This window comes from Telluria sp. AZSoR62 (assembly GCF_058111565.1).
The window spans coordinates 17316-37376 of record NZ_JBYTST010000006.1; the positions used below are offsets into that span (position 1 = coordinate 17316).

At 66.1% G+C, this 20061-nt stretch carries 18 protein-coding genes; 9 read left to right on the top strand and 9 right to left on the bottom strand.

Annotated features, from left to right (window positions below; genetic code table 11):
• Window positions 1-33 precede the first annotated feature (33 nt).
• Window positions 34-429, bottom strand: a complete 396-nt coding sequence (locus AC3XQU_RS11020; protein ID WP_489874209.1) for a hypothetical protein — start codon at window positions 427-429, stop codon at window positions 34-36.
• Window positions 430-601: 172 nt separating this feature from the next.
• Window positions 602-1141, bottom strand: a complete 540-nt coding sequence (locus AC3XQU_RS11025; protein ID WP_489874210.1) for a hypothetical protein — start codon at window positions 1139-1141, stop codon at window positions 602-604.
• 203 nt (window positions 1142-1344) lie between these two features.
• Between AC3XQU_RS11025 and AC3XQU_RS11030 the strand changes: the two genes are divergently transcribed.
• Window positions 1345-1797 (top strand): fasciclin domain-containing protein, encoded by a 453-nt coding sequence (locus tag AC3XQU_RS11030; protein WP_489874211.1) that lies wholly within the window; start codon window positions 1345-1347, stop codon window positions 1795-1797.
• Between the two features lie 71 nt (window positions 1798-1868).
• On the opposite strand, the gene AC3XQU_RS11035 is transcribed toward AC3XQU_RS11030, so the two are convergent.
• The 4 genes from AC3XQU_RS11035 to AC3XQU_RS11050 all read right to left on the bottom strand — a co-directional run bounded on the left by AC3XQU_RS11035 (window position 1869) and on the right by AC3XQU_RS11050 (window position 8336).
• Window positions 1869-3893 carry a DUF4214 domain-containing protein gene (locus tag AC3XQU_RS11035; protein WP_489874212.1) on the bottom strand — a complete coding sequence of 675 codons (2025 nt, stop codon included), beginning with the start codon at window positions 3891-3893 and terminating at the stop codon, window positions 1869-1871.
• 146 nt (window positions 3894-4039) lie between these two features.
• The gene (locus AC3XQU_RS11040) at window positions 4040-6106 is read right to left on the bottom strand and encodes a M13 family metallopeptidase (RefSeq protein WP_489874213.1); all 2067 of its coding nucleotides are present in this window, start codon (window positions 6104-6106) and stop codon (window positions 4040-4042) included.
• A 124-nt stretch (window positions 6107-6230) separates the two neighbouring features.
• Window positions 6231-7373, bottom strand: coding sequence for a branched-chain amino acid ABC transporter substrate-binding protein (locus AC3XQU_RS11045; RefSeq protein ID WP_489874214.1), 1143 nt, complete (start codon window positions 7371-7373; stop codon window positions 6231-6233).
• Between the two features lie 87 nt (window positions 7374-7460).
• On the bottom strand, window positions 7461-8336 hold the full coding sequence (locus AC3XQU_RS11050) for a class I SAM-dependent methyltransferase (protein ID WP_489874215.1): 876 nt from the start codon (window positions 8334-8336) through the stop codon (window positions 7461-7463).
• A 312-nt stretch (window positions 8337-8648) separates the two neighbouring features.
• On the opposite strand from AC3XQU_RS11050, the gene AC3XQU_RS11055 reads away from it, so the two are divergent.
• Window positions 8649-9161, top strand: coding sequence for a host attachment protein (locus AC3XQU_RS11055; protein WP_489874216.1), 513 nt, complete (start codon window positions 8649-8651; stop codon window positions 9159-9161).
• A gap of 69 nt (window positions 9162-9230) precedes the next feature.
• Here the strand turns inward: AC3XQU_RS11055 and AC3XQU_RS11060 are convergent, their stop codons facing one another.
• Window positions 9231-10565, bottom strand: a complete 1335-nt coding sequence (locus tag AC3XQU_RS11060) for a GGDEF domain-containing protein (RefSeq protein ID WP_489874217.1) — start codon at window positions 10563-10565, stop codon at window positions 9231-9233.
• 223 nt (window positions 10566-10788) lie between these two features.
• On the opposite strand from AC3XQU_RS11060, the gene AC3XQU_RS11065 reads away from it, so the two are divergent.
• The 4 genes from AC3XQU_RS11065 (at window position 10789) to AC3XQU_RS11080 (ending at window position 15155) form a co-directional block, all read left to right on the top strand.
• A complete protein-coding gene (locus AC3XQU_RS11065) occupies window positions 10789-11133 on the top strand; it encodes a zinc ribbon domain-containing protein YjdM (protein ID WP_489874218.1) in 345 nt (114 codons plus the stop codon).
• 109 nt (window positions 11134-11242) lie between these two features.
• The gene (locus tag AC3XQU_RS11070) at window positions 11243-13054 is read left to right on the top strand and encodes a tetratricopeptide repeat protein (RefSeq protein ID WP_489874219.1); all 1812 of its coding nucleotides are present in this window, start codon (window positions 11243-11245) and stop codon (window positions 13052-13054) included.
• Window positions 13055-13248: 194 nt separating this feature from the next.
• Entirely contained in the window at window positions 13249-14154 is a 906-nt protein-coding gene (locus AC3XQU_RS11075) for a CAP domain-containing protein (protein ID WP_489874220.1), read from the top strand.
• A gap of 89 nt (window positions 14155-14243) precedes the next feature.
• Window positions 14244-15155, top strand: coding sequence for an apurinic/apyrimidinic endonuclease family protein (locus AC3XQU_RS11080; protein WP_489874221.1), 912 nt, complete (start codon window positions 14244-14246; stop codon window positions 15153-15155).
• Here the strand turns inward: AC3XQU_RS11080 and AC3XQU_RS11085 are convergent.
• Together AC3XQU_RS11085 and epsC are read right to left on the bottom strand one after the other, a co-directional pair.
• Window positions 15152-15847, bottom strand: a complete 696-nt coding sequence (locus AC3XQU_RS11085) for an alpha/beta fold hydrolase (RefSeq protein ID WP_489874222.1) — start codon at window positions 15845-15847, stop codon at window positions 15152-15154. The genes AC3XQU_RS11080 and AC3XQU_RS11085 overlap by 4 nt on opposite strands.
• A gap of 46 nt (window positions 15848-15893) precedes the next feature.
• Window positions 15894-16811 carry a serine O-acetyltransferase EpsC gene (epsC, locus tag AC3XQU_RS11090; RefSeq protein ID WP_489874223.1) on the bottom strand — a complete coding sequence of 306 codons (918 nt, stop codon included), beginning with the start codon at window positions 16809-16811 and terminating at the stop codon, window positions 15894-15896.
• Window positions 16812-16999: 188 nt separating this feature from the next.
• On the opposite strand from epsC, the gene AC3XQU_RS11095 reads away from it, so the two are divergent.
• The 3 genes from AC3XQU_RS11095 (at window position 17000) to AC3XQU_RS11105 (ending at window position 19991) form a co-directional block, all read left to right on the top strand.
• Entirely contained in the window at window positions 17000-18760 is a 1761-nt protein-coding gene (locus tag AC3XQU_RS11095; RefSeq protein ID WP_489874224.1) for a methyl-accepting chemotaxis protein, read from the top strand.
• A gap of 106 nt (window positions 18761-18866) precedes the next feature.
• Window positions 18867-19352, top strand: a complete 486-nt coding sequence (locus AC3XQU_RS11100; protein ID WP_489874225.1) for an acyl-CoA thioesterase — start codon at window positions 18867-18869, stop codon at window positions 19350-19352.
• Window positions 19353-19433: 81 nt separating this feature from the next.
• Window positions 19434-19991 (top strand): lipocalin family protein, encoded by a 558-nt coding sequence (locus tag AC3XQU_RS11105; protein WP_489874226.1) that lies wholly within the window; start codon window positions 19434-19436, stop codon window positions 19989-19991.
• Window positions 19992-20061: the final 70 nt, after the last annotated feature.

The window sequence follows — 20061 nt, forward strand, 5'->3', positions numbered from 1 at the left end:
GCCCTGGCCGGCAAACCCGGGGCGACCGCCCCTTTAGTCTTTCTTCTCTCGAAATTCACCCTCGATCACCCTGTCATCGACGCGCGTGGACGGTTTTCGGCCGGTGAAGGCGGAGACGGACGAGACGATGCGATCGAAGACGGCCCTTCTCAACCAGGGATAGCCGAGAAGAAAAGCCATCGCAAACCCCGTGAACCCGGCAGGCGGGTAGTCGCCTCGCGACAGGAAAGTCACGAAGCACAGTGCCAATATGCCCAGGATGAGCGGCCGGCGGGCAGGTTTCGGCAGTAGGCCGACGATGCGCGGCTTGCCTTTGCGAATCCAGGGAAACCTCGCAAAGAGGATGCCGAGCAGCAGCCCGGCGGTAACGCGGCCCGTGCCGAGATACTCGGCCAGCACCCCGACCACCAGGAAACCGGTATAGGTCATCGTGCTGGCCAGGACGACCAGTACGAACAGGGTAACAGCGAGGGTGAGCTTGGGCGTACGGATCGCCGCTCTGAGTAGAAGACCTAGGATTTGTGTACTCCTGCAAATGGCGCCGGACGGCCAGGACAAATTCTAACCGGGGATCGCGCAACGCGCGCGACACTACCCCGGTTCAGGCCGGCGGCGCGACCCGCGTCATGACAAATTCCGCCCGCGGCCTGGCATGCCGCTCCAGCCGGTAGCGCAACTCCTTGCCATCCTCGCTCAGGCTGACGGTCCAGACATTGGTTTCCGCCCCCGGCACCATCTTCGCGGTGGCGGCATCGGCCAGGAAGGATTGCGAACGCGCCGTACCGCCCTCCTTCGCCATGCCCCCATACATGGTCACGGCATCGGGCGTGCCGTCCGGATGGCGATGGTCGTGGCGCAGTTCCAGCCCCGCTAGCGAGCGGGTAAAGATCCAGGTGCGCGAGCGGTCTTCGCCAACCCGCACCGGCATGCGCACGCTGCCCGCGGTGCAGACCACTTCGGTCGAGATTTGCTTGCCGCGGAATTCGCTGTTCGGGTCGATCGCATAGGCCAGGGCGCCTTCGAAGCGCTGGCCGCACATGCCCTGCAGGGTCGCCATGAAGGCGTCGCGTGGGTCAAGGGGCGCCGTGGCGCAAGCGCCCAGCACGAGCGCGGCGAAGAGGGGAACGAGTACGGGTTTCATGGCTGCGGACAGGAATGGATGAGCAACAAGGGTAGCATGCGCCCGGCTTCCCGCATGTGCCGAAAAGCGGTTCACATCGCCTCAATGACGCTCAATTGAACCGCTTATAGTTCGCACAATACGGTTCATGACTCGACATTTTAAGAATTTAGGCATAAATTCTAATGCAACAGCGGTACAAACCCACCCCCAAGGAGCTCAAGATGAAGAAACTGGTACTCGGCGCCGTCATGGCATTCTCCCTTTCCGCCGCACAGGCTGCCGACATCGTCGACACCGCCAAGTCGGCAGGCAGCTTCAACACCCTGATCGCAGCCGTCCAGGCAGCCGGCCTGGTCGACACCCTCAAGGGCCCAGGCCCGTTCACCGTGTTCGCGCCGACCGATGCCGCCTTTGCCAAGATCCCGAAAGCCAAGCTCGATGCGCTGCTGAAGGACAAGGCTGCCCTGACCAAGGTCCTGACCTACCACGTGGTGCCGGGCAAGGTGATGGCTGCCAGCGTCAAGCCGGGCGACGTCGCTACCGTCGAGGGCAGCACCTTGACGGTGAGCATGAAGGGCAAGAACGTCATGGTCGACAAGGCCAAGGTCGTCAAGACCGACGTGGAAGCCGACAATGGCGTGATCCACGTGATCGACTCGGTGATCATGCCGTAACGAGCGGCACCCAAGTCATTGGTAGGCCCAGGCCGGGCGGATGCATGCATCCGCCCGGTTTGCTTTATCGCTCAGCCGCCGTAGGGCGTGTAGGCGATCCCATGGCCGATGATGCCGATCAGCGCATCCTGGTTCTCCGCCGATTCGCTGAAGCTCTTGAGCAGCTCGGCCTGCGTCATGGCGCCGCGGTCCATCACGCTCACCCAGAAGTCGACGCCCGCGGTATCGGGCGTGCGGTGCAGTACGTGGCGGTACATGCCGTCCACCAGCTTGGTATTGCTCGGGTTCACGCCGAACACCGTCTTGAATTCGAGCGAATCCACGAAGTTCTGCGCCACTGCGTCGATCGACATGCCCGAGGCCAGGCGCGAAATCCAGTATCCCAGCCCTTCCAGGTCGGGCTTGCGGTCGAAGGCCGCCTGGTAGAGCCGGTAGGCCATGGCGGCCGTGCCGGTCGTCTCGAAGGTGACCTCGGCATCGGCAAACTTCAGGTGCTCGATGCCCTGCAGGTAGCTGACCGGGCCGCCACCGGTTTTCGCCACTTCGTGGCGCCAGCTGGTCCTGGTGAAGGTGTAGTCCTTGATCGAGCCGGTGAAACTCGCGATGTCGAAGCCGGCGTCGCCGTGCAGCGTGTCGGATCCGCCGTAGCCTTCGAGGACGTCGTTGCCGGCGCCGCCGCGCAGGACGTTGTCGGCTGCGGTGCCGCGCAGCAGGTTGTCCAGGGCGTTGCCGTTGGCGTTGAGCGCCGCCCCGGCCAGGTGCAGGAATTCCACGTTTTCCGGCAAAACGTAATTGTTGACCGATGCGACGACCAGGTCGCCGCCCTGCCCTGGATGCTCGATGACGATGTCGCCGTAATGGTTGACGTCGTAAATGTCGCTGCCCAGTGCCCCTGCGAAGGTATCCGCGCCGGTACTGCCGGAAAAGCGCGAGCTGACTTCCGCCGTCGTGAAGGCCGGCCGCGGCGCAACGAAGACGTGAAACACGGGGTGCAGCGACGGCGCGTCTTCCATCTTGACGCCCATGTAGGTCACCATCTCGCCGTTGGCCGAGATCTGGGAGGCCTCGACCGTGCTGGTGACGACCGCCGGGCTGCGGTTGACCAGGCCGACGCCGCCGGTCTGCAGGTCCTTGACGATAATGTTCGGCCCGTATTCCAGCGCGCCGGGAAGCCCCAGGCCGGTATGCGTCACCAGCGTCACGTAGCGGCCATCGGCCGAGATGCTCGAGACGCTGGCGCCGAACTCCAGCGGATTGCCTGCCGCATCCTCGGAGATCCGCACCAGTGCGCCGGTCCGCAAGTCCTTGACGTAGGCGGCTTGCTTGACGACGGCGCCGTCGGCGACCAGGTTGGTCGAATTCGAATCGAAGGCCACGTAGCGGCCGTTGGCGGACATGACGGCATTGAAGATATAGCCATTGCCGATGGTGCCATCGGTGCTCGACTGGACTGCCGCTGCCCTGCCTGTGAGCATGTCCTGGACAAAATAATCGTGGGACTGGTTCGTGTCGCCTGCCACGACGTTCGACGAATAGGTATGGAACATGACCGTGCGGCCGTCATCGGACACGCCGATGGCGCGCGGCGGACCATCGCGCAAGGTGTTGGCAACCGATTCGACCGGGCGCATCGCGCCGGTCTGGCGGTCGTGCCACTGGAGGCCGCCGAAGATCTGCCCGGGCTCCGCCTGGGCCTGCGCCAGCATGTAACGGCCGTTGCCGGACATCGGGCCGAAAGCGCTCGGGAACGAAGCGGCCGCCACGGTGACGCCGGTAATACCATCCGTCATGTATACGGTGCGCGCACCGCTGGAAGGCGTCGTGATCGACGAGAAAAAGACCTGGCTGGCGTCCTGGTTCATCCCCACGAACTCGGGATAGGGCTTGCCTTCCGCCTGGAGCGGCGGCGGCGTCATCGGCACCACGCTGCCATCGACGAGATCGAGGATGACCAGGCCGGTGGTGTATTGCTTGCCTCCCAAAAACTCGGTATTGCCTTCGACATTCACGACGAGATAACGGCCATCGTCGGACAGGAAAGGCCGCTTGGAATAGAAAGGCGCGGTGAGGATATGGGTGAGCGAGGCGATCGCCATGGTACGGTCTCAGCGTAAATAGGAAACCATTAGTATACCAACGGCAACAATTTGATTGCCAATGCAGCAAGCATCGATATGCCGGTATCGACGATAAAACAACGGGCCCACATCGCTGTGGACCCGTTGTCCCTGGCTGGCGCCGCTTACCAGAAGATCACACGCTCCTGCGGCGCCAGGTACATCTTGTCGCCCGGCTTGACCTCGAAGGCCTCGTAGAAGCCCGGGTGGTTGCGCAGGCTGCCGTTGACGCGGAATTCCGCCGGCGAGTGCGGATCCGACTTGACCTGGGCGACCAGGGCCGCATCGCGCGCCTTGCCCTTGCGGGCTTGCGACAGGCCCATGAACAGGCGCTGCTCGGCGGTAAAGCCATCGATCACCGGGCCGGGCCTGCCCTTCAGATAGATCTTGTAGGCGCGGCTGGCCATGATGGCGCCGGCGTTGTCGGCGATGTTCTCGCCCAGCGTGAGGTCGCCGTTCACCGTGTAGCCCGGCAGCGGGCTGTAGCCGCCGTATTGCGCCACCAGCACCTTGCCCCGCGCGGCGAATTTCTCCGCGTCGTCCTTGGTCCACCAGTTGCGCAGGTTGCCGTCGCCGTCGAACTGCGAGCCCTTGTCGTCGAACGCGTGGCTGATCTCGTGGCCGATCGAGATGCCCACCGAGCCGTAGTTGACCGCCGGTTCGGCGTCGGCGTCGTACAGCGGATACTGCAGGCGCGCGGCCGGGAACACGACTTCGTTCAGGGTCGGGCTGTAATAGGCGTTCACGGTCTGCGGCGACATGCTCCAGGCGCTACGGTCGACCGGCTTGCCCAGGCGTCCCACGTTGTACTCGTGGGCGAATTCGCGCGCGCGCATCACGTTCCCCACCAGGTCGCCGCGCACGACCTTGAGCTTGCCGTAGTCGCGCCACTTGTCCGGGTAGCCGATCTTGACCTTGATCTTGGAGAGCTTGACCTGCGCCTGCTTCTTCGTTTCCGGCGACATCCAGTCCAGCAGTTCGATGCCTTCGCCGAAGGCGGTGATGAAGTGCTTCGCCATGTCCTGGACCTGCTGCTTGCGCTCGGCCGGGAAGTGCTGGGCCACATAGGCCTTGCCGACCACTTCGCTCAGGTTGCGGTTGACCTCCGCAACCGCGCGCTTGTCCAGCGGACGGTTCTCTTTCGCGCCCGACAGCACGGCGCCGCGGAAGGCAAAGCTCTCGTCGACGAAAGCCTGCGACAGGTAGGGCGCATAGGCGCTGAGCAGGCGGAACTCGAAATACGGCTTCCACACGTCCAGCGGCGTGGCGGCGACCAGCTTGTCCAGGGCAGCCAGGTAGGAAGGCTGGTTGACGATCACCGATCCGGCCTGGCCCGCGCCGGTGCCCTCGAGGTAAGTCTTCCAGTCGAAGCCCGGGGTCAGGCTGGAGAGCTCGGCCAGGGTCATCTTGTTGTAGCGCTTGACCGGATCGCGGTTCTCGACCTTGGTCCACTGTGCGCGGGCGATCCCGGTTTCCAGGGCCACGATCTGCTGCGCCTTGGCCTCGGCATCCTGGTGGCCGGCCAGCGCCAGCATTTTCGCGATATGCTCCTGGTACTTCGCGCGAATGTCCTTCAGGCGCGCGTCGTCCGCCGACAGGTAATAGACGCGGTCCGGCATGCCCAGGCCCGACTGCGAGATGCCGACGATATAGCGGGTCGAGTCGCGGTTGTCCTGGCCGACGTACATGTCGAGCGGCGCATCCGCGCCGATGCGCGCAAAGCGCGCCATCAGCGACGCCAGCGCGCGCTTGTCCTTCAGCGCGGCGACGCGGGCGAGTTCGCCCTTCAGGGGCGCCAGGCCCAGTGCATTGCGGCGCGCTTCGTCCAGGTAGCTGGTGTAGAAGTCGCCCATCTTCTGCGCGTCCGAGCCGGCTGGCGCCTTCTTCGCCGCGGCGGCGCCCTCGATGATGGTGCGGACCTGTTGCTCCACCCGGTCCTGCGCGATATTGAAAGCGCCCCAGCTCGACCGGTCCGACGGAATCTCGACATCCTTGAGCCATGTGCCCTGGGTGTAGCGGAAGAAGTCGTCCTGCGGGCGCACGGTGCGGTCCATCGCCGCGACCTCGATACCGGAAGCCGCGCCTGCGACAGCGGCCGCCGCACCATGCGGGCCATCGTGCTCGCCGGCGTGGGACACGCACTGGGCGGCGAACAGGCCCGCAATCAAACTGCTGCACAAGCTGCGCTTCATGTCTCTCTCCGTATTGTTGGGAACCGGTCGATGCTAATCGAACTGGAGGAGCGATGCCAAGCGCATTGTTGTATGCATGTTGCGTCACGCGCCCCGTCAATACAGGCGCTATGCGAAGCTGTCCTTACTTGCCGCGCACCACCAGGAGCTTGGCTTTCTTGCCCTTGCGGTAGGTGTAGAGCGTCATCGCGGCGTTGCGCAGGTCGCCCTTCGGATCGAAGGCGATGCTGCCGGTCACGCCCTCGTGCTTGATACTGGCCAGCACGGGCAGGAACTTCGCTGGCTCGACCGACTGCGCCTTTTGCATCGCGGCGGCGAACACCATCACCGCATCGTAGGCATACGGTGCATAGGTTTCCACCGGCAGCTTGAAGCGCTCGCGGTAGCGTTCCGTGAAGGCCGTGTAGCCGGCTTCCTGCGCGCCGGTAACGCCGCCCGCCACCACGCAGAACACCTTGTCGTCGCCGAGTGCGTCGCCCGCCAGCAGCGGCAGCTTTTCCGAGCACACGCCGTCGCCGGCGACGAACCTGGCCTGCAGCCCGAGGGTCTTCATCTGCTTGAGCATGGGTCCGGCCACGGCATCCATGCCGCCATAGAAGACGACGTCCGGCTTGTGCGCGCGGATCTGGGTCAGGATGGCGTTGAAGTCGGTGGCCTTGTCGTTGGTGAACTGGCGGCTGACGACGGTGGCCGTGCCCAGGCGCCGCACTTCTTTTGCGAACTGGTCGGCCAGGCCCTGGCCGAAGGCCGTGCGGTCGTCGATCACGGCAATCTTCTTCGCCTTGAGCGTATTGATGGAATAGGCCGCCAGCGTGCGGCCGATCAGGTTGTCGTTGGCCACGACCCGGAAAGCCGTCTTGTAGCCCTGCTGGGTGTAGAGCGGCGTCGTGGCGGCCGGCGAAATCTGCGGGATGCCGGCGCTGGCATAGATCTTCGACGCGGGCACGGTGGTGCCCGAATTGAGATGGCCGACCACACCGGCAACGCGCGCATCGACCAGCTTCTGGGCGACGGCCGTTCCGGTCTTCGGGTCGGCCGCGTCGTCTTCGGCCTGCAGCACCCACTTGAGCTTGCGCCCGCCGATCGCCGCGCCCTTTGCATTGAGCTCGTCGATGGCCATGCGGGCGCCGTATTCGATGTCCTTGCCCTGGTGGGCGCCGGGACCGGACAACGGCGAGGCGGTGCCGATCTTGACCTCGGTCTGGGCATGCACGCCCGATGCGGCGAGCGCGAGGGCAAGGGCGGGAATCACGGCGGACGAACGCATGGGCAGCCTTTCAGCGAATGGATGGGGTCGATTGTACTGCCGCCCCGCAAGGCCGGGCGCTGCCCTGCCCGGCCCCGGTGTTACCCGCTAGTGCAGCACGTCGGGCGGACGCTTGACGATCACCGCCTCCAGGTATTCGGCAGGCACCACCAGCGAATCGTCGCCCGAGACATTGAAGCGCTCGAGCAGCGCCCGGATCTCGCTTTCCAGGCCCTGCTGCCCGGCCGGGTCGAGGGCGGCAAAGGCCTTGTGCACCGGCCCGTAGTAATCGCGGAACACCTGCAGCCAGTGCGCGATCGAGCCATAGCGCATGTTGAAGGTCTTGCGCTCGGCGCGGATGCTGGCCGCACTGCTGCCGAACAGCTGGCGCAGGTAGTCTTCCTGGCCCCATCGCGGTGGCGGGGTCAGGCCGGCCGGCGGCGGCACGAACCTGCCGACCGTCTTGAACAGGTTGCCGATGAAGCCGTCCGGGGTCCAGTTGGCGATACCGATCCGCCCGCCGGGACGCACCACCCGCATCATCTCGCTGGCCGAACGCGCGTGGTCGGGCGTGAACATGATGCCGAAAGTCGAGAGGGCGACGTCGAAGGCGCCGTCGTGGAAGGGCAGCGCTTCCGCGTCGGCTTCGCGGAAATCGACGGCCAGGCCTTCGGCCGCGGCGCGGGCCCGGCCTTTTTCGAGCAGCGCGGGCACGTAGTCGGTCGAGGTCACGTGGGCGAAGCGGCGCGCCGCGGCCAGGGTGGCATTGCCGTTGCCCGCGGCGATGTCGATGACGCGCTCGCCGGAGCGGATGTCGACCGCCTCTGCCAGCGACTCGCCGACGATCTGCAGCGTGACCCCGATGATGGCGAAGTCGCCGCTGGCCCAGGTGGCCTGCTGGCGCTGCTTGATGGCGGCGAAGTCGGGGGTGGGAAGAGCAGGCGCCTGCTCCGGCGCCGGCGTGGAAGGGGTGGGTTGGCTCATGACAGGTCTCCCCCGGGAAGTCCCGGCAGTTGATATCACGATTAGACTCACGGGAAGCGAAAAAGATCGTTGCCCCCGGCGCCTGCCAGGAACCGTCCGCCCATCCATGCGCACGCTAGCGCGGCGTTGGTGCGCCGGGTTTCTGGAGCCAGGGCTATACTCAGTTGTAGCCTGATCGACATGCACTGGCCCCGTCATGGGCCGGATGGCAGGCGATCGCTGGTCCATAGCGCTTACGTCGTTCCCGGCTGTTGCGCACCTGCTTGCCGCGGAACGAACATACCAACAATCCATATACTGACAGGGGGTAGCATGCCAACAACCTGGATTCTTTCGGCCAACGCTGGCCGTGCACGATTCTTCTCGGAGTCCGATTCTTCCAGTCCGCTGCAGGAAATCGAAGACATGGTCAATTCCGGCGCGCAGCTGCGTACAATGGACACCGAAACCGACCGCCTCGGCCCGACCTCGGCGTCCAACAGCAGCCATAATATCGGTCACTCCGGTGGCGCGGGGCCCGGCATGTCCCACACGGCCAACGCCGGCGCGCCGAACAAGCAATACGAGCCCAACCAGACGCCTGCCGAACACGCAACCGAGCTGTTTGCCAAGGACGTATCGGCTTACCTGCTCAAAGCGCAGCAGGAGGGCCGCTTCCAGCAGCTGGTCATTTCCGCTTCGCCCGAATTCCTGGGAGTCTTGCGCCAGAACCTGGATCCGCAAGTGAAGGGGCTCGTCAAGTCCGAGTTCAACAAGGACTACACGCACTCGAATGCGCAGCAATTGCGCGAGCAACTGCACGCACAGCAGGCGAAGTCCGAATAAGACCCATCGCCCGGACACCAGGCGCCAGCCGATACGGTTGGCGTTTTTTTTTGCGCAAAGCCCCGGGGGCTACCTCAGTGCCGCGCTGCGCAGCTGCCCCGAGGACTCCGCGCAGACCCGGTTACGCCCGCCCTCTTTCGCTTGGTACAGCATCGCGTCCGCGCGCAGGAAGAGCTCGTTCTCGCTCTTGTACTCGGGATAGGCCGCCACCCCGCCGCTGAAGGAAAAATGGCGGATGTCGCCGGCGCCGACCTCGAAGTGAATGGCGCAGAAGGCCCGGCGCATGGCGTCTAACCTGGCCTGCCCCTGCTCGAGCGTGCAATCCCAGAATACGACCACGAATTCCTCGCCGCCGAAACGGCTGAGCAAATCCGCGTCTCCCACCTGCGCGGCCAGCGTCAGCGACAGGCGCTTGATCACGATATCGCCGAAATAATGGCCCCAGGTATCGTTGATGGTCTTGAACTTGTCGATGTCGATCACGCCAAAGGCCAGGGAGCGGTCTTCCTGCCCGGCGCGGCGGATCAGGTCCTGGGCTTTCTTTTGCAGGCCGACCTTGTTGAGCAGGCCAGTGGCGCGGTCCTTGCCGATCAGGTCGCGGCCGATGCGGATCTTGCTGGCCCGGTTGATCAGCTGGGCCGCCAGCAGGTCGGCGTCCCCTACCGGCACGATCGCATCGAAGCCGCTGGCCAGCGCGCGCCGGGTCAGGGCCGGGTCCGGCTGGCGCTGCAGCAGGGCGATTTCGCGCACCGGGTCGGCTTCCATGTTCTTCTTGAGCACCCGCACCAGCGACTCGGTGCGCGCGTATTCGGCGTCGGTAATGAGGACGATATCGGGCTGCAGCTCCTTGACGCGCAGGTGCAGGGTCTGGGCGTCGAGGTGCTGGGTCAGCTCGATGCGCTGGTCCAGCAGGGCCGCCGGATCGAGCCCGGCCAGTTCGCCGAGATGAATCAGGCGCACCAGGTCGCCGCGCTTTTGCTGGACAAAGAGGTTGAACAGCTTGTCGACCAGCACGTCGTTGGCGATGGGTTTTTCGGCATAGGCCAGGCAATTGCTGTCGACCAGGCGCTGCTGGAGCAGGAAGCGGCTGCCCTGGCGCGCGCTTTGCAGGTAGACATAGCTGTGCTCGCACGGCAGGCGCTGCAGCAATTCGCCCAGCATCAGGGTCTTGCGGCTGTCGTGCATGTCCGCCTGCATATTGTGCAGGGCATCCAGGTCGATTACGTACAGGCTGTTGCACGCGTCGTGCTCGACGGCCGCGACGAAATCGCTCACTTCGCTAAAAAACAGGATGTCGAAATCGTACTTGTGTGCGCACAGCAGCAGCTCGGACTGGTTGTCCTTGATGAAAAAGTTTTGAGACAGGAACAGTACCTTGTTCTTATAAAGTGGCACGTCGCTCATCGTGTTCTCGTCAGCGTCATTGTTGCGGTAAATACCCGTCTGCAACATCAACCATACACAAGAATCGCTGTCCCATGTGCAATTCTGGAGGGCCTGTTGCGAAAAAACCGGGGTGGCCGCGCGTCCCGTTCGGCTACCCGGACAGGCCGTCCGCCGGACCCGTGCTTGCTGGGGCGGGAGCGCGGTGCGACAATCCCCGTTTCCCCCTGGATTCACGACCGCCATGAGCGCCCTGCCCCCTTGCCCGCAATGCCAGTCCACTTATACCTACGAGGACGGCTCGGGCCAGTACGCCTGTCCCGAATGCGCCCATGAATGGCCCATTGCCGCCAGCGGCGCCGCGGCGGAGAGCGCCCGCGTCTACCGCGATGCCTCGGGCACGATCTTGCAGGACGGCGATACCGTGACCGTCATCAAGGACCTCAAGCCGAAGGGCTCGGGCGGCGTCATCAAGCAAGGCACCAAGGTCAAGAATATCCGCCTGGTCGACAGCGACCACGACATCGACTGCAAGATCGAAGGCTTTGGCGCCATGAGCCTGAAAACGGAATTTGTCAGGAAAGTCTGATTTAGCTCAAGACGGTCGCCAAAGGAGACGCTAGACCCTTCGGCTGTCTCGAACTCCCCTTCCCCGCATCGACTCCAATCCGGATGCCCTGGCATGTGGGAGCGGATTGATGAAAACAGCACAGTTCTTTACGGCAGCCGGCGCCATGGCGCTGGCAGCAGCGGCCACGGTGGCCGCGGTCTCTTCGGCGCAAGACGCACCCACGGCGGCTCAGCCTGCCTTCGATCCCCTGTTTGCCGGCGGCGCCAACTGCGCGCCGGCGCGCGGCGGCCGTCCGCCCCTGCTCGATCGCCTGGTGCTGGCCCAGGCCGAAACGGCGCCGTTCAAGCCGGGTCAGCAAAAGCCGGTCGCAAGCGACAGCGCCATGCCGCCCCTGTACGACAACCTCGGCGCACTGCACGTCCCGATCACCACCGGCAACCCCAAAGCGCAAGCCTATTTCGACCAGGGCATGCGCCTGACCTTCGCTTTCAACCATGCGGAGGCCGCGCGCGCCTTCCGCGCCGCGCAAGCTTTCGATCCCGGCTGCGCCATGTGCTACTGGGGCGAGGCGCTGGTGCTGGGGCCGAACATCAATGCACCCATGTTCCCCACTGCGGCGGCGCCGGCCGCGGCGGCGGCGGCCAAGGCCGTGTCCCTGGCCGGCAAGACCACGCCGCACGAACAGGCCCTGATCCGCGCCGTGTCCAGGCGCTACCTGGCAGAGCCGCCGCAAGACCGCTCCCCGCTCGACAGGGCCTATGCCGATGCGATGGCCGAGGCTGCGCGCGCCTTTCCGACCCACGACACCATCCAGGTGCTGTTTGCGGAAGCGCTGATGGACCTGTCACCCTGGGATTACTGGCAGGCCGGTGGCGCCCAGCCGAAGAACCGCACCCCCGAGATGCTCGCGGCACTGGAGCGGGTACTCGAGCGCAATCCCACCCACCCGGGTGCGGCCCACTATTACATCCATGCCATGGAAGCGTCCACCCATCCGGAAAGGGCGCTGCCGGCGGCCAGGGTGCTGGCGCGCCAGATTCCGGGCGCGGGCCATATCGTCCACATGCCCTCGCATATCTATTACCGGCTGGGCATGTACCGCGACGCCCTGCAAGCGAACCTCGACGCCATCGCCATCGACGAGCACTACTTCAGCCGCTCGCCGAGCGACCCGGTCTACCGCGGCGCCTACTATCCCCACAACATCCATTTCGTGATGGTGTCGGCCCTGATGGGCGGCGACGGCCGCACGGCGCTCGAAGCGGCCGGCAAGCTGGACAAGGCGATTGCCGCCGACGTGCTCAAAGAGTTCGCCAGCCTGCAACCCGTGAAGGCGGCGCCGTATTTCTCGCACGTGCAGTTCAGTTCGCCCGACGTGCTGGTCTCCCTGCCCGACCCGGGACCTGACTTCGTGCTGGTGAAAGCGATGTGGCATTACGCCCGCGCCGTCGGCTTCGCGCGCAAGGGCATGCTGGTCGAGGGCAAGCGCGAAGTCGCTGCCCTGGACCGCATCGAAAAGACCGCCGACTTCAAGCCGATCGCAGACTGGGGCATCCCGGCGCGCCAGGTCGTGCAGACGGCGCGCGCCGTCGCCCGCGGCCGCCTGGCCGATGCAAGCGGCAAGCTGCCGGAAGCCATCGCTGCATATCGCGAAGCCATTGCCGTGCAAGACCAGTTGCCGTACATGGAGCCGCCGCACTGGTATTACCCGGTGCGCCAGTCGCTGGGCGCGGCCCTGCTGCGCGCGGGACAGCTCGACGCCGCCGAGCAGGTGTTCCGCGATTCGCTCGCCCGCATCCCGAGCAATGGCTGGGCCCTGCGTGGCCTGATCGAGGTCTATCAACAGCGCGGCGATACGCGCGCGCTGGCGGCGGCGCAGAAACGCTTCGAGACGACCTGGCTGGGGGAACGGGGCGGCCCGCCCCTGGCGCGGCTGTAGCGCCTTGTTACAGACCGGCGCTTTCGCGGCGCCGGTGCGGCTGCTATAGTGAGATCTGCCGCGCGGGTTTGCTTCACCTGCCGGCCCATGAAAACGCTGACTTCCCCGGTCGGCGTTTTTGCATTCTTGCTTGAGTTTATTTACTGTCAATGCAACTTTGTCATACCGGCGCCCGCGCGCGACGAGGAATCATCTTGCACCCGACCATCCCGACCCTTGCTTTTCCTCCTAACGCCATCCGGCAAGGCGTGCTGCTGCTCGCGCTCGCAGCGTCCTGGCCGATGCAAGCCTCGGCCGCGCCGTCGCCGGCCGAGGCAAGCCTGACTGCCCTGATCAATGCCTACCGCACCGCGCCCGGCAGCTGCAACGGCCGCGCCGCGAACCCGGTCGATGCGCTCACTGCGCACCCGGCGCTGGCGCGTGTGCGCATCGGCCCGGCCACCTTCATCGAGACCGCCCTGGAACGCGCCGGTTATGACGCCGACCACGCCGAAACCATCAGCGTCACCGGCCCTCAGAACGCCTCCGATGCAATGACCGTGATCCAGGAAAAATACTGCAAGACCTTGCTGAATCCGCGCTTCTCCGCGGTCGGCAGCTACCGCGACGGCAATGCCTGGACGGTCGTGCTGGCCCGTCCGTCGCCACCGCTGCCCTCCAGCGTCTATCCGGACTGGCGCGATGCGGGCCAGGCGATCCTGGCCGGGGTCAACGCGGCTCGCGCCAGCGGGCGCACCTGCGGGACGCAGTCGTTTGCGCCGGCGCCGCCTTTGAGCTGGGACCCGGAGCTGGGCAATGCCGCCCTGGCCCACAGCCGCGACATGGCGGCGCGGCGCTATTTCAGCCACAAGGCCAAGGATGGCAGCACCGCCGCCGAGCGCGCCCGGCGCGCCGGCTACCAGTGGCAGCGCGTGGGCGAGAACATTGCCTTCGGCCAGCGCACCCCTGAAGAAGCCATCGCCGGCTGGCTGGACAGCCCGGGGCACTGCGCCAACATCATGAACCCGGGCTTTACCGAGATGGGCGCGGCCTACGCCCTGGCCAGCCAGCACCGCGCCGGCATCATCTACTGGACGCAGGTGTTCGGCCGCCGGGGTTGACGCCGGGACGAATCCGGGACGCCGTTCGTGCCGTGTGCAAGGGTCGCTTAAGATAGAGTTCCCTGCCCAGCCAGTCGACTCCAGCTACCATGCTACCCCATCTCGGCCTCGTTTGCATTACCGCCTCGAAAGACGTCCGCTACCGCATGGTGACGCGCAAGCGCCTGCTCGAACACGACGACGCGGGACAGCGCCGCATCCTCGAAGACATCTACCGCGACAATATCCAGACCTTCGACAAGGCGATGGCGTATTGCCAGGGCGAAGGCATCGGGCTCTACCGCATCCCCTCGTCGATCTTCCCCTTTGCCGATGAAGACATCGGGCGCGAGGTGCTGGCGCCCTTTGCCGCTACCCTCGCGCGCTCGGGGCGGCGCGCGACCGAGCGCGGGATCCGGCTGGTGATGCACCCGGACCAGTTCGTCGTGCTCAGTTCGGATTCGGAGGGCGTGGTGGCGAACAGCATCAAGATCCTGCAGATGCACGCCGACATCATGGACTTGCTCGAACAGCCGCGCTCGCCGTGGGCCCTGCTCGAGGTGCATGGCGGCAAGGGCAACCGGGCCGATGCGCTGGTGGCACGCATCGCCACCCTGCCCGACGGCATCCGCCTGCGCCTGGGCCTGGAGAACGACGAATATGCCTACGGCGCCGAGGAGATCCACGCCATCTGCATGCGTAGCGGCGTGCCGATGGTGTTCGACGCCCACCACCACATCGTGCACGCCAACCTGTCCAGCTACGAGGATCCCAGCGTCGGCGCCATGCTGCTCAAGGCGCGCGAGACCTGGGCCGATCCGGCCCACCAGCTGGTGCATATCTCGAACGGCCGCGAAGGCTTCAACGACCGCCAGCATTCCGACCTGATCGCCGTCATGCCTTCGTCCTACCTGGCCGCGCCGTATATCGAGATCGAGGCCAAGCTCAAGGAAGAAGCGATCCGCGGGCTGCGCGACTGGTCGCTCACCCAGCCTGGCGTCGCGGCTACCGCATCGCTCTAGGCGGGCAGCACCCGCTCCAGCCAGGGCAGCACGGCCCCCAGCAGCGCCTCAGGCGCCTCCAGCGGCAGCAGATGGCCGCTCTCTTCGATCACCACATACTCCGCGCCCGGGATGCCCGCATGCAGCTCGTCGGATTCCTCGCGCGTGCGCAGCCGGTCCTGGCCCGCCGCAATGACCAGGGTCGGGCAGCGGATCTCGTGCAGGCGGTCGAGGTCGCCCGCGCGCTCCAGCGCCGACTGGCGCCGGAACACCTCCCCGCCCAGGCGCACGCCCATCGCGCGCACGCGTTCGATCAGCGCGTCGTTGTCGCGCTGCTCCGGGTGCAGCGAGGTGGCGATCGCCGTGCGGCTCAAGCCCGAGAACGATACCGACTGGGCTGCCGCGCCGACCCGGCCGCGGCTCTGGCGCAGCGCCGGCGAGTCCGGACGGGTCGAGGTGGCGATGAGCACCAGCGCCTGCACGCGGTGGGGCGCCATGCGGACGATCTCGCGGGCGACATAGCCGCCCATCGAAAAGCCGACCAGGATGAAATGCTCGGGCGCGTTGGTCAGCGCGCGGCTGGCCATGGCGTCGATGGTGGCATCGTGACGCAGGTCGGCGTGCACCAGCGGTCCGAACCTGTCGAGCCCCTGGGCGACGTCGTCCCACAGTGTTTCATCCAGCATGTAGCCGGGAACGAGGAGAAGTGACATCGCGCCATCATAGCAAAGCGCGCGCGGCGAACTGCCGCGCGACGCATCAGGTATTGCGCGACTGGGCCTGCGAGACGTTGCTGCCGGGCGGCACGCTCTGGGTCAGCCAGACGTTGCCGCCGATGGTCGAACCCGCGCCCACCGTGATGCGCCCCAGAATGGTGGCGCCGGCATAGATGACGACGTCGTCTTCGACGATCGGGTGGCGCGGCGCGCCCTTGACCAGGGCGCCGTTGGCGTCGACCGGGAAACGTTTCGCGCCCAGGGTCACCGCCTGGTACAGGCGCACGCGCTCGCCGAGGATTGCGGTCTCGCCGATGACCACGCCGGTGCCGTGGTCGATGAAGAAGCTGCCGCCGATGGTGGCCGCCGGGTGGATGTCGATGCCGGTCAGCGAATGGCCGATGTCCGCGACCAGGCGCGCCAGGAAGGGCACCCCCAGGCGGTGCAGGCAATGCGCCAGGCGGTGGTAGAGGATCGCGATGGTGCCGGGATAGCACAGCATGATCTCGGCCACCGAGCTGGCGGCCGGATCGCCCGCCAGTGCGGCCTGCACGTCCGACACCAGCAGCGCGCGGATCGCCGGCAGGCTGGCGGCGAATTCGTGCGTGATGGCGCGCGCCCGGTTGGCCAGCAGCGCCTCGTCGTCTTCCTCGAACTGGGGCGAGAAGCGCAGCGCCCGCCGCACCTGCTCGACCAGCCGGTCGAGCGTCACGTTGAGGGTGTCGCCGACAAAATAATCGATGCTCTCGTCATTCAGGTCGGGCCGCCCGTAATGGGTCGGGAACAGCGCCGCCGAGACGCCGTTGACGACCTGCGTCAGGACGTCGCGCGAGGGTAGTTCGCGCACGCGCCCCTGGTGGCGGATGTTGTGGGTCGACTCGCGCGAGGTGCGCAGGGCATCGATGATCGGACCCAGGTGCCATTGCACGGAGCCGCTGGAGGGAGGGAAATCGCTGTTCATGTGCCGAGCCTACCCGATCCGCCGGGGTACGTGAACGATTCAGATCACACTTAGATATAAGTAAATCGTCATAAGGCATTCGCCGCCGGTTTGATCCAGTCGCTAGTCCGCAGGCATCCTTTTGCTCTACGTTAATAGTTTGCGGGCAACACCTGCACCTGCAGCCCCGCCACGACCCAGGAGCCACCGTGTTCAAAGCAGCGTCCCATGTCCGTGCCCAACTGCGCATCGCCTTCGCCTTCGTCATCGTCATTTCCTTCCTCTCCACCGCCGTCGCAATCTGGCGCCTGCAGGTACTGGCGCAGGAAACCAAAGCGCTCACCCAGCGCCCGCTGGTCAAGGAGCGCCTGATCTCGCAATGGCTGCTCAACCTGTCGGTGTCGGCCAAGCGTACCTCGGCGGTGGCGCGCTCGACCGACGCGGAGCTGGCCAAGGTGTTCGCAGTAGAGAGCACCGAATCGAGCCAGCGCACCAGCGTGCTGCAGGAGAAGGTGGGACAGCTGCTCGACACGGCGGCGGAAAAGGCCCTGTTCGACGCCGCCGTCGAGGCGCGCAGCCGCTACATCGCCAGCCGCGACCGCGTGATGCAGCTCAAGTCCGGCGGCAGCGCCGAGCAGGCGATGACGGTCTACGAACGCGAGTTCCTCCCCAGTACCCAGCAATACCTGGACAAGGTCTCCGAACTGCAGGCCCTGCAGCACAACACCATCGACAGCGCCACCCGCGAGGTGCTGTCCGGCGCCGGCGACAGCACCAGCATGCTGGTGCTGCTGTGCGGCTTGAGCCTGGCGGGCAGCCTGGGCGCATCCGCCCTGTTCTCGCGTTCCCTGTTCCGCCGCCTGGGCGGCGAACCGGCGGAGGCGGCGCGCATCGCCAATGAAATCGCCGCCGGCAACCTGGACGTGCGCGTCGCGCTGCGCCCGGGCGACGAGTCCAGCCTGCTGTACGCCCTGCAGCGCATGCGCGACAGCCTGGCCGAGATCGTCGGCAAGGTGCGCGAAGGCACGGTCACCATCGCCTCGTCGGTGGATGCGATGGCGAGCGAAGCGCAAGACCTGTCGCGCCGCACCGAGAGCCAGGCCGCGGCGCTGGAGCAGACCGCCTCGTCGATGAACGAGCTGGCGCATGCGGTCCAGCACAGCGCCGCCAATGCCGAAGAAGCCAATGGCCTGGCGCTGGCGGCGTCGAAAGTCGCGCAGCAAGGCGGCGACATGGTGGGCCAGCTGGTCGAGACCATGGGCGCGATCAACGAATCCTCGGCGCGCATCGTCGACATCATCGGCGTCATCGACGGCATCGCCTTCCAGACCAATATCCTGGCGCTCAACGCCGCCGTGGAAGCGGCGCGCGCCGGCGAGCAGGGACGCGGCTTTGCCGTGGTAGCCGGCGAGGTGCGCTCGCTGGCGCAGCGCTCGGCGGCCGCGGCCAAGGAAATCAAGGAACTGATCGACGACTCGACCCGGCGCGTGTCGAACGGCGCCGACCTGGCCGGCCGCGCCGGCACCACCATGACCGGCATCGTCGAGAGCATCGGCCGCGTAACCGCGATCATGGGCGAGATCGTCCACTCCAGCCACGAGCAGGCCAGCGGCATCGGGCAGGTGCATGGCGCGGTGGCGGACATGGACAGCGTCACGCAGCAGAACGCCACCCTGGTGGAAGAATCGGCCGCCGCCCTCGAGTCGATGAAGGACCAGGCTTCAAGCCTGGCCCAGCTGGTGTCGGTGTTCCGGCTGGCCGGCAAGCCGGTCCGCGGCGCGGCGCGCTTGAGCTCGCCCGTTCCACCCGCGAAGGCCGGCGCCAGGGTGGAAGCTCGGGCGAACGCCAAGCCGGCGCCCAAGGCTACCCATTCCGTGCAACCTGTCACGCCGGCCGTGCGCCCTGAACCTGCCGCGCGCCGCGCTTCGGCCGCTGCCGCCAGCGCCGACGAGGCATGGGAAGAGTTCTGAGCCCATACGGGGCCGCGGCAAGGCGACCCCGCCCTACCAGCTCGCCGTCATTGCCTGTTGGGCATTTCTGAAGCAACATAGGACTTTGCCCTGAAGCGAGTCCCGCATGAACCTGCCCTCCCACCAGCTGTCGATGACGGTCCTGATGACGCCGGACACGGCGAATTTTTCCGGTAACGTCCACGGCGGCACCATCCTCAAGCTGCTCGACCAGGTGGCCTATGCCTGCGCCAGCCGCTACGCCGGCCGCTACGTCGTGACGATGAGCGTCGACCAGGTGAGCTTTCGCCAGCCGATCCATGTCGGCGAACTGGTGACCTTCCTGGCCTCGGTGAACTATGCCGGCCGCAGCTCGATGGAGATCGGCATCAAGGTCGTCGCCGAGGACATCCGCTCCCAATCCGTGCGCCATGTGAACAGTTGCTTCTTCACGATGGTGGCGGTGGACGACGACCGCAAACCGGTGGCGGTGCCGCAGCTGACGCCTTCGACGCCGGAAGAAGAGCGCCGCTTCGAGGAAGCCAAGGGGCGCAAGGCCGCGCGCCTGGAGCTCGAGCGCCAGCACGCCGAGCGCGCCGCCGCGCGTACCTAGTTGCCGCCACGGCGGCCTGCGGTGCGGCGTGCCCGGGGCACGGGCCGCTACCATAGGCGCTCGACCATTCAAGGAAACGACATGAAAGCTGCCCTTCTCGCACCGCTGGCATTGCTGTTCGCCGTCCAGGCCCAGGCCCAGGCAGCCGGCGCGGCGCCCGCCCAGGACAAGCCGCTCGCCGCCATTGCCTCGCTCGACGTCAAGCGCTACATGGGCACCTGGTACGAAATCGCCAAGTTCCCGAACTCGTTCCAGAAAAAATGCATCGGCTTCACGACCGCCACGTATAGCGCGCGCGACGACGGCCGGGTCGACGTGGTCAACCGCTGCCGCCTCGCGGACGGCGACAACAACGTGGCGACCGGCGTCGCGCGCCAGCCCGCCGGCCCGAGCTCGCCGAAGCTGGAAGTGCGCTTCGCACCCGCCATCTTTTCCTTCCTGCCGATGATATGGGGCGACTACTGGGTGATCGACCTGGACCCGGATTACCAGCTTGCCGCGGTCAGCGAGCCCAAGCGCGAATACCTGTGGATCCTGTCGCGCACGCCCAAGGTCGATCCCGCTGCCTACGATGCGCTGCTGGGAAGACTGGCGGCCCAGGGGCTGGACATGAAGCGGCTGGAGCCGACCAGGCAGTAAGCCGGCCAGCGCCCGTGCAGCGCATATCGGCGCAACACTACCGCCGGGTTTGCGGCTGTGCTAGAATGCG

What these genes read in the sequence shown, in the direction of transcription:
- AC3XQU_RS11020 (WP_489874209.1), bottom strand. Translation starts at nt 429, where the DNA reads ATGACCTATACCGGTTTCCTGGTGGTCGGGGTGCTGGCCGAGTATCTC.
- AC3XQU_RS11025 (WP_489874210.1), bottom strand. Translation starts at nt 1,141, where the DNA reads ATGAAACCCGTACTCGTTCCCCTCTTCGCCGCGCTCGTGCTGGGCGCT.
- AC3XQU_RS11030 (WP_489874211.1), top strand. Translation starts at nt 1,345, where the DNA reads ATGAAGAAACTGGTACTCGGCGCCGTCATGGCATTCTCCCTTTCCGCC.
- AC3XQU_RS11035 (WP_489874212.1), bottom strand. Translation starts at nt 3,893, where the DNA reads ATGGCGATCGCCTCGCTCACCCATATCCTCACCGCGCCTTTCTATTCC.
- AC3XQU_RS11040 (WP_489874213.1), bottom strand. Translation starts at nt 6,106, where the DNA reads ATGAAGCGCAGCTTGTGCAGCAGTTTGATTGCGGGCCTGTTCGCCGCC.
- AC3XQU_RS11045 (WP_489874214.1), bottom strand. Translation starts at nt 7,373, where the DNA reads ATGCGTTCGTCCGCCGTGATTCCCGCCCTTGCCCTCGCGCTCGCCGCA.
- AC3XQU_RS11050 (WP_489874215.1), bottom strand. Translation starts at nt 8,336, where the DNA reads ATGAGCCAACCCACCCCTTCCACGCCGGCGCCGGAGCAGGCGCCTGCT.
- AC3XQU_RS11055 (WP_489874216.1), top strand. Translation starts at nt 8,649, where the DNA reads ATGCCAACAACCTGGATTCTTTCGGCCAACGCTGGCCGTGCACGATTC.
- AC3XQU_RS11060 (WP_489874217.1), bottom strand. Translation starts at nt 10,565, where the DNA reads ATGAGCGACGTGCCACTTTATAAGAACAAGGTACTGTTCCTGTCTCAA.
- AC3XQU_RS11065 (WP_489874218.1), top strand. Translation starts at nt 10,789, where the DNA reads ATGAGCGCCCTGCCCCCTTGCCCGCAATGCCAGTCCACTTATACCTAC.
- AC3XQU_RS11070 (WP_489874219.1), top strand. Translation starts at nt 11,243, where the DNA reads ATGAAAACAGCACAGTTCTTTACGGCAGCCGGCGCCATGGCGCTGGCA.
- AC3XQU_RS11080 (WP_489874221.1), top strand. Translation starts at nt 14,244, where the DNA reads ATGCTACCCCATCTCGGCCTCGTTTGCATTACCGCCTCGAAAGACGTC.
- AC3XQU_RS11085 (WP_489874222.1), bottom strand. Translation starts at nt 15,847, where the DNA reads ATGTCACTTCTCCTCGTTCCCGGCTACATGCTGGATGAAACACTGTGG.
- epsC (WP_489874223.1), bottom strand. Translation starts at nt 16,811, where the DNA reads ATGAACAGCGATTTCCCTCCCTCCAGCGGCTCCGTGCAATGGCACCTG.
- AC3XQU_RS11100 (WP_489874225.1), top strand. Translation starts at nt 18,867, where the DNA reads ATGAACCTGCCCTCCCACCAGCTGTCGATGACGGTCCTGATGACGCCG.
- AC3XQU_RS11105 (WP_489874226.1), top strand. Translation starts at nt 19,434, where the DNA reads ATGAAAGCTGCCCTTCTCGCACCGCTGGCATTGCTGTTCGCCGTCCAG.